Source organism: Mesorhizobium sp. P2_A12, from assembly GCF_056405075.1.
In genome coordinates this window covers 39,704-50,353 of record NZ_JBFUCU010000031.1, presented here as the reverse complement: position 1 = coordinate 50,353, position 10,650 = coordinate 39,704, and the positions used below count along the sequence as shown (strand labels likewise).

The following is a 10,650-nucleotide window of genomic DNA, read 5'->3' as shown; positions in this document are numbered from 1 at the left end:
CAAGATGGGCTGGGCAAAGGGTGGGGATTGTACATGCACACGGCAATGAGCCAGAAACTGGCGAGCTATGGCCAGTGGACGTATCGCGGTGCGTGGGCACTTGAAATCGTTGCGGCGATCATCGGTCTAACAACCGGCGTCGCTCTGAGTTACCGCGGCTTTGTTGCCAACCTTAGACAATCTAAACCTAGTCGGTCCGCGAGCACTCTCATCGGCGCGTTGCCAGCCTGTTGCGGTTAAGCCGAACTCCAATTGTCCTGGCTTGGACCGGAGCAAACCTAAGTTTTCCGCCTCTCTGAAAATCTGGTATACGGCGCTGCCGTCGATGGCGCCTATCAGACCGGCCATATGATGGTAGTTCGGAACCGCTACCCATCCCGTCCGGTCGGCCTCTAACTCGTCGGCAATCCGCTGAACAAGATTATCGATTTGAGTTTCGGGTGGGGGGAGTTTCTCGGCGCTCCAGTCAACGAGATTGTTCGTGTTTAGGTAGGGCAACCACTCAGTCAGATGGCGACGTTGAATGGCGTAGCTCAGGCGGGCGAAATAGTTTTCAGAAGTGCCGTTCTTGGCTTTTGCCTCCAACGCCGAATCAACGCTTCGGCTGAGCTTGAATGCGCCACACCGCGTACAAGCGACGGTGATCAGGTCATCCCTGACGCTGGTCGTCGTTGCCGCTAACTGGCAAACTGGGCAGGTTCCGTCTCGCAAACTCTTCGCCTCACAGTTTTGTTGAGTAGGTGAAACATAATGTCAATGACCCTTGGAAAGCGGCAACACCAGTGGAAATGGCGGTCGGATTTTTGTTGGAACCCGAAATCCTTCGGTCACCAGCACCGCTGACATTGGGCTGAGGGCCTTATGGGCCGGCGCGGATATGAACTTTGTGGACAGATCAGTCCCGCCATAGAGGCATACCCGGTCCGCAGAAGTGATTACATTAGCCAAGCAAGCGCCTTAGATTGGATCGCCCGATGCGATTCCTTGCCTGGCCCGTGAATTGATACACTGTCGACCTAGTTCAAGAAACGTTGATACCGCTCGTCATTGTGAAGATCATGGGTAGCGTATCGACGCGCCGCGGCAAGCATTTCGGAAATTTCTGGCCAGATTGCAAAATCACGCAACCCGCCGTCGTCCATGCCAGCGAAACGATCACCCGAATCGGGAATATAGATATGGTTACCTTGAGCGAAAGGCAGATCGCGTTCGCCAATCAATTCGCCCTCGGGCAATCGCCAGATCTGGATACCGTAGTTGCTCGTGACCATGAGAAGCTTGGATCGTGGGACAAAGGTTTGGAACTGCCCGACTGTAAGGCCGCTAAGGGTTGCAATGAGCTGACCATCGCTGCAACCGAATACCCTCACCTCATGATCTCCCCAACTCATAGATACCAGCGAGCCATTGTCAGATACCGCCGCTTCGCCACCGTTGAAGCTTCTCTTGTAGCTTGTCACGAGCGGCAGTGAACGGCCAATTGCCCACAACCGCACTAAACCATCGGCGGAAACTGAGACCACCCGATCAGGCCGCGGGAAGTACACTGCGCTGATTGTGCCACCGCTGCCCGAAAGCGTTGTAATCAGCGCGCCGTCATTTGCCGACCATATGCGAACGTCAAAGTCGTCTGACCCGGTGGCAACTGTTTCCCCGTCGGGGGAAAATGCAGCGACGCCAACCGGTCCTTGATGGCCTGCAAGAACCGCGAGCAAATCACCTTTTTGAGACCAGAGTCGCGCGGTATGATCTTGTGAAATCGTAAGTATCTTGTGCCCGTTTGGGGAGAATAAAGCCCGGTAGATAACTCCATGATGACCGACAAGCGTTGCAACCTGTTTTCCGTTGGTCGTATCCCAGAGTCTGGCCGATCCATCATTGGAGACGGAAACCAACAATTTGCTGTCGGGAGAAAACACAGCATCGTCTATGCGATCAGTGTGGCCCAAGAGAACCGCCAGTTCCATTCGAGTCGCGACGTCCCAAAGAATCATTGTCGGAGGTTCAAGAACCTGTTGTCCGCTGCGAAGGAATACACCGTCGCCTTCTGAAATTGTGACAAGACGCCGACCGTCCGGGGAAAAGCCACCAAGCTTTATTTTATCATGATGGTGTGGAGCAAGTGTCTGGTAGCTACGCTCATGGGTCCCATAGAATGCCAATCCTCCCTCAAGACCAAACTTTGTGCCCGTCATCGTCTCTCCCACGGCCAATGTCGATCCGTTTGGCGAATAAGAAGCCCAAGTGACTGAGTTCGACGAGGGAACATAACTGGAACCTGCGAAAGGGAGTCTCCCCCATATTCGTCCCACTCCGTCCGCGCCACCCGAAACGAAGGTCTGGGCGTCAGCTGTCAGATCGATGTCATTTACGCCTCCGACATGACCCCCAACGACCTCGATGTTCGATCCATCCACGACACGATCGAGGCGAACAGAGCCATCATACCAGCCACTTAAGAGATACTGTCCATCGGCGCTGAACTTCACATGATCGGTACTGCTATCAAGCAGTCGAGTTCTGGCCGTGACCGTGCCTGTATTAGGGTCGAAGATTGCGATGGAACCTGTCCCACCAGCCGCGACGAGCCTTCCATCAGGTGAAAAGCTTGCACATCTGATACAGGCGACCGAGATATCGCCGAGCTCACTGCGCATTTTGCCGGTTGCGACATCCCATATCCTTGCGCTCCCGCCGCGGTCCGTCGTTAGAATCGCGTCTCCCTTTGGAGAGAACGCAACGTACATTACCGAAACCAGTTCAGGAGCAGCGTAACGCGATGAAGCCTGGCCATTTTCTACCGAGTAAAAGTCGACACCCCCTTCTCCTCCGACGACAACAGTTTTCTCGTCAGGAGAAAAGCCTGCTGCCCATAAGTGACCTCGGCGAGCATGCAACGCTGTGCTTCGGCGGTCGCCCGTCGGATCGTCGATGCGCGCAGTCTGGTCCCATGACGTAGACACCAGATATTTGCCATTCTTCGAAAACATAAGCGATGTGATGTAGTCGTCATGTGGCCTCAGAACGCGAACCAATGCTCCATTTTCGCCGCTCCACAATCGCATGCCGCCGCTACTGTCACCTGTTGCGATCACTGTTCCATCTGCTGAGAACACGGCGCTCGTAATAACAGTGGGATGCCCAATCATGTTGGCTATCAGTCGCCCGGTAACGCTGTCCCAAAGGCGCACCACCCCATCGCTAGAGCCGGTGAGGATTTTGTTACCGGTAGGGGAGAACAGCACAATATTAACGGCAGTTTTGTCCCCTACCGGGAGAACATTTCTCTCTACGAGATTCCATAATGCGTCTCGCAGGACGCGCTCACCCTCAGCAGAATCGATCGTTTTGGTGGTGCTTGGGTCTGTTAATGCCGCCACCGCGAGCGACATCGCAGTCCCATAGTCAAAGTGGGCCGCACTCTGTCTACCGAGGTCAGCGAGCAATAGGGATCGGGTATGCAGCGCTTGAACAAGGTGTTTGTTAGCAAGACTTGCTTCGATCTTCTTGTTCGATCGCTCCCACAATGCCCATCCGCTAAGCCCACTCAGCAAAAACAGCGCGGTGACGGCAGCGACAATCACGGCTCTCCTGACCAAGCGGTTTCGCCTCGTAAGCAGGAAGTTTTTTCGCAGCGACTTGGAAATAAAATCCTCTACGCTCGACAGTCGCGCTGGATAGTTGGAATACCAGTCACGGGCACGCTCAAGGAGCAACCCCGACAGTAGGGCTTCGGCCTTTCCTTCTTGTGGGGCGCTCGCCCACAGCCGGGAAGCCTCTTCGATCTGCCGCCGGCCGAGGAGAAAATCTTGCTCCCCGGTGAGCCAATCTGCCAGTAGCGGCCAGGCTCGTAAGAGAGACTCGTGAGCAACTTGCACTTCTTTCTGATCTTCAGATCCCCTCGTCGTCAGGAGCCTAGCCTGGACCAAGTCATCGATGAGGCGTCGAGATGCAGTGGGCAATTCGTGTAGAGGCGCTGGACGGCTCATTCGAGCCCCGTCCTCGTCAACTTGAACAAGCGAGCCGACAAACGCTTCCTTAAGCGCCCTCAATTCACGATCAGTAGGGTTCGCTCTTGCGATCGTCTGCTCTGCCTTGCGCCGGACGACATTCTCCATCGGCCGCAAACCAAGCTTGGTATCTCCCAACTGCTCGTAGTCGCTAGATGTCAGGGGGGTGTCTTTTGGTTGGCGCTCATGCATTTCGCGTAAGGCGAACGCCAAAAGCGGTAGCGCATCGGGCGACGAACTGACGTCAGCTAGGATACGATCAACAACTTCGTGCCCCAATTGTATCGAGGCGACCCGAGCCGGCCCCTCGATCACGCTTCGAAGGCGGCTTGCGGGCATTGATCCTACAGTCAGAGCCTCATGATGAATGACCAACTCCTCGGACGCCAGAATATCACCCAGTCGGTCTGAGCGCACGGTCGCAATGATCAAGAACGGTTCCTTCGATGCCGGACCGGTGACCATTTCCAATGCATGGAAAAACTTTTCACGTTCCGATTTTGTTGCAACAGTGAAGAGTTCCTCAAACTGATCAATCGCTATCAAAATCGTTGCCTGTCGTGAGGTCCTACGCCGAAGTTGTTCGGCGACGCATAAGAGCTCTTGCGCGCCGCCGCCCGCCAGGTCCACTTCCGGCCCACCTGCGATCGCAACCGCCTTCAACAGGGATCGCGTAGGATGCGCACCAGGCTTGAAGGGTGGAATAACAATCCAATTTTCAGCATTCCGCCCTAAGTACGGCAGTACCCCCGCCTTCATCAGAGAGGACTTGCCACCTCCCGAAGCGCCTATGATAAAGGTTAGTGGAGGTCCACCTTGGACGCGCTTAGCTTCAAGCCGTTGCGCAATATCGATCGTCTCTAGGTCTCGGCCAAAGAACACACCGGCGTCTGCCGCTTCAAACGACAAGATCCCGGGCCACGGCGGCCGTCGAGAGTCCCAGTGGTAACCTTGGGCAACTTCCTCAACGATCGCCCGAAGACGCCTCGCTAGCGATGCCCGACCGTCTCGGTTCCACAACTCGGCCTGGAGCATGCGCAATTCGGCTCCAGCTAGCTTTCTGTCATCGCGAGTAAGAAATACAGGAAGGATAGTTTTGCCAAGGGCCCGCGCCTGGGCGAACTCCACAAAGCACCACTTCGATGCAAGCCATGACGAGGTAACAATAAAAATGGCTGCACTGCAACGATCCAGTGCCGCATAAAGCTGCCGCTCCCAATCTTCCCCGATACCAATTCCAGATTCTTTATCGAAGTCTAAAAAGATTCGTTCAAAACTTTGTCTGCGAAGCCAAGTGTTGACTCTGCGGGCCGCTTCGGGGTCTTTGCTGGAATGACTGATAAAAATGGCCGCCACACAATCCTCTTGGATCAGGTTTCGCAGGATTGTAAGCATATTCCTTGGACAAGAAACAGGGACATCGACTGCAGAACACGTCCGGATCAAAGGCGTCCCGGCGCGCCGCGCTTCTTCTCGCATCGTGCGGAAGATGACTTTCGGCCTCAAGCGGATGAAGCAGAGTGCGCTAATCGGGATTCATCTTGATCAGAGCATCGGCCTTGGCCTTCGCCTGAGGGCGGTGGAGGGTTGAATAAGCGAGGGCAGCGATCTGCATGTGGCCGCCGTCCCACCAGGTCAAGGCTGGCGCCGACGACAGGATCAACAAAAGAACGGAACTAAAGATGAGAGCACCACGCATGTATTCCGCCCCGAAGCCAACATTGCTGATCTTTCAACTGCAAACGACGCGGCAATGACGACAATGGTGCCTTCACGGAAAACGTCGAGCCTCTTTTGGATTCGAAAACAAAAGGCAAATAGCGTATGATCTAGGCTCGGGTCGGGGAATTCATACATGCGGGTGCACGAAAATTCGTACGTGTTGTCCGTAGTGCTTATCTCCGGCTGCGCAGCCGATTGCTTGAACCACTACGATCCGGTGGCACTCGGCGCTACCACGCGATCTTCGACTCTCAGACATAGAACTCAGTTCCTCGCCCTCTCTGTCATCGCCGCGGGCAGTGCAACGACTTTCGCGCTCAGCATGAAGCCAAAAGCAGTCATCTAGTCTTCTGGGGAGACGCTCGAATGGCCGGGGGGGCGAACGAAACTGCTCTGCGGCGAGCCGACATAGATAAGTTCCGTGTATTCCTGTCTTACTCTCGAAAAGACATAGATTTCGCTGAGCAGCTCGTGACTGCACTGGAAGCGTTCAACTATGAAATAATGATCGATCGCACAGGGATTCACGCCGCCGAAAATTGGCGCGAGCGTCTCGGAGAGATGATACTTGAAGTCGATACTGTTGTCTTTCTGCTGACACCGAATTCGACTGGCTCGGAAGTCTGTAGATGGGAAGTCGACAGAGCGCTCGAACTTCACAAACGAACCGTTCCCGTACTCATTAGCCCTTTGGGGAGCTCGAAGCCTCATCCAGCTTTACAGCAGCTAAACTACATTCGATTTTTTCCGGATCCCGCCGTGCCCGGCTCTGGCTGGGGATCGGGTTTGGCACAATTAAGCACTGCGCTGTCTGTAGACGTTGATTGGATACGCGAACACACCAGAGTAGCTGGTTTGGCAAGCCGTTGGGAGAAAGGCAAACAGCAACCGGATTATCTAGCCCGCGGATCGGAACTCGTGTCACTGCGCCATTGGCGAAATACTAGTCCCGCGAACGCACCGGCGCTTACCTCGCTGCAGTGCGCATTCCTAGATGCCAGCGAAGCCGCAGAAATAGAACAGCAGGTCTCAGAACGCAAACGGTTGGAGGAGATGAAGGCGGCTCAGGACGCCCGAGCGCTAGCTCTGTTGGAAGCCGAGAACGCCCTGCAACAAGCTGCTGATGCTCATCGTAGACGTTCCCGATGGCGGAACCTCTTGTTCGCAGTGGTGGTGGTCGCGGCAGCTCTCAGTGGATTTCTACTCTTCCGGGCAGCAGAGGAGAAAAGGGAAGCGATTGCATACCTGCAACGCGCAATGACCGCTGAGTTGGCAGCCAATCGAGCTGAGACAGAGGCGATGAAGTCAGAACTGCGGGCGATAACCAATGAGTTCACGACCAGCGTGACAGTTCTAAATGCTCAGCCTAGTTCGCAAACAAGCATAGATAACTATCTCGAAACCGGAATTAGACTCGGCTTTGCTTTAATCCGGAATGATAGAAACTCCGACGCTCGGCGGCATCTCAGCAAGTATCGCGGAGATGTTCTCGCGCATTCATTCGACAAGGCCGCCGAAGCAATCAATTTTTATGTCGCTCTAGCAGACGTTGGACTCGCAACCGCCGCGCTAAATGAGGAGTCAGATTCATCCACCCGCACTGCGGCCAACAAAGAGCTCTTTGACGCACTTACAAGACTTCGCGGCCTACGAAAGATTTCAAATCTGATGGGAGAACTAGATGAAAATCTATTTCGTGCGTATTTCTACGCTGTCAATTTTATGTTATCGTCGGGCGACTACGCGTCGGCGTTTGCCCTAGCATCGGAGATTGATCAGCAGATCTCCTCTAACGCATCGGCAGAAGCAACTTTGCCACGGCTAACTGCTAGATCTAAAGGACTTTTAGCTTGGTGCGCCATTCTTGCCAACAAGCCGGACGAGGCGCTTAAGTCTGCGAAAATCGTGAACCAAATTGCAGAACGGTTTAACTTTGTTGATCTGAACTCATTGAGATTGAACTACGCGCATGCGCTTTTGCTCAACGGTGAGAATGTGCAGTCCATAGAAGAATATAAGAAATCTCGTCCAGAAGAGGTTAAAGCTGATTTTCAATCGATGCTCAAAGCGGGCTTATGCTATCCGGAATTCGCGGAGTATGGCGTGTTCGACGAGAAATGCCATTGAGCTGTTTGGAATTGAGAGTCGAAGTGGAGAACGTTATGAATGACGGGGGTAAGAAATATCGGCTTTTAGGCTTCGTGTTCTTCATATGGGTGTTAATCAGCAGCTTTTGCGGAACCGGATACGCCAAAACACTGTGCCACATTGCTGACCCGCATGACCCAACTTTGAACGTCCGCGATTCACCAGGCGGCACTGTAATAAACAGGCTTGTGAATGGACGCATGGTCCGCGTAGACGAAGTAAAAGCGGACAACCGCGACCGCCACTGGGCCTTGGTATCCGGCAGCTTCAATGGGGAATGGCGACAATGGGGTTGGGTCTTCCGATCGTCGCTGCGATGCGTCGATACAAATAGTTTTCCGCGGGAAGAAATATCGGTAAAAGCGTTGCGTTCAGTTGGCCTGCTGCCGCAGGGTGCTTTTAGTTATAAGCAATTTCCGATTGCTTGCGACATAGTTCCCAATGGGTGGGGTGTTTCTATCAGTAACGAGCTCTATTCCTACTACAAAGGGAGGGGATTTACGGAAAAAGCGGTTTGCCTGGGGCTAGGAACGGATGGCGTCAACTTCGATCCTGCAACCGGCAAGCGGTTGCCAATATATAAGTTGTCGGGCGATGTCTTTGATTTGTTGTACCCTCTGTACCTTCCAGATTGTTTTAGGACCGTCGAAATTGTCGATAACAAAACACCAGGCTACCTTTTGCGATGGAGACCGACAAATTGCCAGATTCACTACCACCCAACTACTGGCGTGAAGGTTAGTGATCCTCGCCTCGTAGAACTTGAGGCCGGAGGTGAAGCGGGCCCAGGAACCGACGAGGACAACCAAAGTAGCACGGTTTCTGAAGACCGCTTAAAGGAAATCTTGTATGGAAAGTGACTCGAGAATGGCTAAGCGAGCATCTTGAATCTTAAAGCTCGTGACCTCGGCAACGGGTCAGAAACGGGACGTAGCTCAGCGACCGCCTTGCGCCAAAAGCGGCCAGTCGAATGCGAGCTATAGAACGAACCCCAATTTGTCGCTAGCGACTGGACGAAGCGCCCCCCAAGAAACGCTGGGCGTCGATAGCTCCAAACAAACCGAATGCAGCTGACTTGCTGCCTTGGGGCGCCGGAGCTTTACCCGCAAAACCATCCCGGACGTTGCGGAACTCATGAGGCGATCCATGGCGCGAAGATAGGATCACCCTATCTCAGAGGAACTCTTGGGCCGCGAAGACGTGAACTCGGCCGAGTGCGTCGCCTGCAGCAATGTCGCCGTCGCGAACTGCCAGTGCGGTGACCCTTGCGTCGGGGATGATCCGGGTGATCTCCATTGCTGACCTCGCATCCCAGACACGAATTGTCTGATCAAAGCCAGTGGTGACGATTCGGCTGCCGTCACGAGAGAAAACCGCCTTGTTTATCTGACCTTGATGTCCGCGGAGGACGGTAATTTCCGCGCCCGATTGCGCGTCCCAGATTCGCACCGTATGGCCGGAAGTGGTGATGAGGCGGCTGCCGTCGGGAGAGAGAACGGCCCTTATTATCCAACCTTCATGTCCGCTCAGGATCCTGATCTCCGCGCCTGATTGGTCATGTCCGCGCAGGATCCTGATCTCCTCGCCCGATYGYGCGTCCCAGATCCGCSCCGTAAAGTCGCCAGAGGCGGTGACGACGCGKGAGCCATCGGAAGAGAAAACCGCGCTTTTTACGCTGCCTTTATGTCCGCGCAGGACTCTGATCTCGTCGCCCGATTGTGCGTTCCAGATCCGCSCCGTAAAGTCGCCAGAGGCGGTGACGATGCGGGAGCCATCGGAAGAGAAAACCGCGCTTTCTACCGATCTCTCATGTCCGCGCAGGAYCCTGATCTCCTCGCCCGATYGYGCGTCCCAGATCCGCSCCGTAAAGTCGCCAGAGGCGGTGACGACGGTCTTGTCACCGGCGGTGACAAGACGACAGCCGTCTGGAGAGAAATCTGCGCTTGCTATCCAGCTTTCATGTCCGCGCAGGATCTTGATTCCCTCGCCCGGTTGCGCATCCCAGATCCGCGCCGTCCCCTCACTGGCAGTGACGACACGGCTGCCGTCGGGAGAGAAATCTGCGCTTGCTATCCGGCTTTCATGTCCGCGCAGGACCGTGATTTGCGCGCCCGATTGCGCGTCCCAGATCCGCGCTGTTCGGTCTTCGGACGCAGTGACGACGCGGGAACCGTCGGAAGTGAAAACTGCGCTATGTACACGGCCTTTATGTCCCCGGAAGATCCTGATCTCGGCGCCCGATTTCACGTCCCAAATTCGCGCCGTCTCGTCCCCGGCAGTGACGATGCGGTTGCCGTCTGGAGAGAAAACCGCGCTGTGTACGCCGCCCTCGTGTCCGCGCAGGACCGCGATCTCCCCACCCGACGCTGCATCCCAGAGCCGCGCAGTAAAGTCGTCGGAGGCAGTGAGGAGGTGAGTGCCGTCGGGGGAGAAAATTGCCTTCGATATCGAATATTCATGCGCTCGTAGCACACTGATCTCCACGGCCGACGTCGCATCCCAGAGCCGCGCTTTACCGTCTGAATAAGCGGTGACTATGCGGCTGCCATCGGGAGAGAAGACCGCGCTATGTATAAGGCGCTCATATCCGTTCGGTCCGCGCAGAACGCCGATCTCCGCGCCTGATTGTGCGTCCCAAAGTCGCGCTGTACGGTCAACTGAGGCGGTGACGACGCGAGTGCCGTCGGGAGAGAAACCCGCGCTGAACACATGGTCTTTATGTCCGCGCAGGACCCAGATCTCGTCGCCCGATTGTGCGTCCCAGATCCGC

At 55.1% G+C, this 10,650-nt stretch carries 6 protein-coding genes; 2 read left to right on the top strand and 4 right to left on the bottom strand.

Annotated elements, in window-relative coordinates; all coding sequences use genetic code 11:
- Positions 1-126 precede the first annotated feature (126 nt).
- The 3 genes from AC1DZU_RS33165 to AC1DZU_RS33155 all read right to left on the bottom strand — a co-directional run bounded on the left by AC1DZU_RS33165 (position 127) and on the right by AC1DZU_RS33155 (position 5,709).
- Positions 127-711, bottom strand: a complete 585-nt coding sequence (locus AC1DZU_RS33165) for a hypothetical protein (protein WP_477291369.1) — start codon at positions 709-711, stop codon at positions 127-129.
- 305 nt (positions 712-1,016) lie between these two features.
- Positions 1,017-5,366, bottom strand: a complete 4,350-nt coding sequence (locus tag AC1DZU_RS33160) for a toll/interleukin-1 receptor domain-containing protein (protein ID WP_477291367.1) — start codon at positions 5,364-5,366, stop codon at positions 1,017-1,019.
- Positions 5,367-5,535: 169 nt separating this feature from the next.
- A complete protein-coding gene (locus AC1DZU_RS33155; protein ID WP_477291365.1) occupies positions 5,536-5,709 on the bottom strand; it encodes a hypothetical protein in 174 nt (57 codons plus the stop codon).
- A 389-nt stretch (positions 5,710-6,098) separates the two neighbouring features.
- On the opposite strand from AC1DZU_RS33155, the gene AC1DZU_RS33150 reads away from it, so the two are divergent.
- Positions 6,099-7,859: a toll/interleukin-1 receptor domain-containing protein gene (locus AC1DZU_RS33150; protein ID WP_477291363.1), complete on the top strand. Its 1,761-nt coding sequence runs from the start codon at positions 6,099-6,101 to the stop codon at positions 7,857-7,859.
- A 35-nt stretch (positions 7,860-7,894) separates the two neighbouring features.
- Positions 7,895-8,740 (top strand): hypothetical protein, encoded by an 846-nt coding sequence (locus AC1DZU_RS33145; RefSeq protein ID WP_477291361.1) that lies wholly within the window; start codon positions 7,895-7,897, stop codon positions 8,738-8,740.
- A 313-nt stretch (positions 8,741-9,053) separates the two neighbouring features.
- Here AC1DZU_RS33145 and AC1DZU_RS33140 read toward each other — a convergent pair whose 3' ends face one another.
- The gene (locus tag AC1DZU_RS33140) at positions 9,054-10,610 is read right to left on the bottom strand and encodes a WD40 repeat domain-containing protein (protein WP_477291375.1); all 1,557 of its coding nucleotides are present in this window, start codon (positions 10,608-10,610) and stop codon (positions 9,054-9,056) included.
- Positions 10,611-10,650 lie beyond the last annotated feature (40 nt).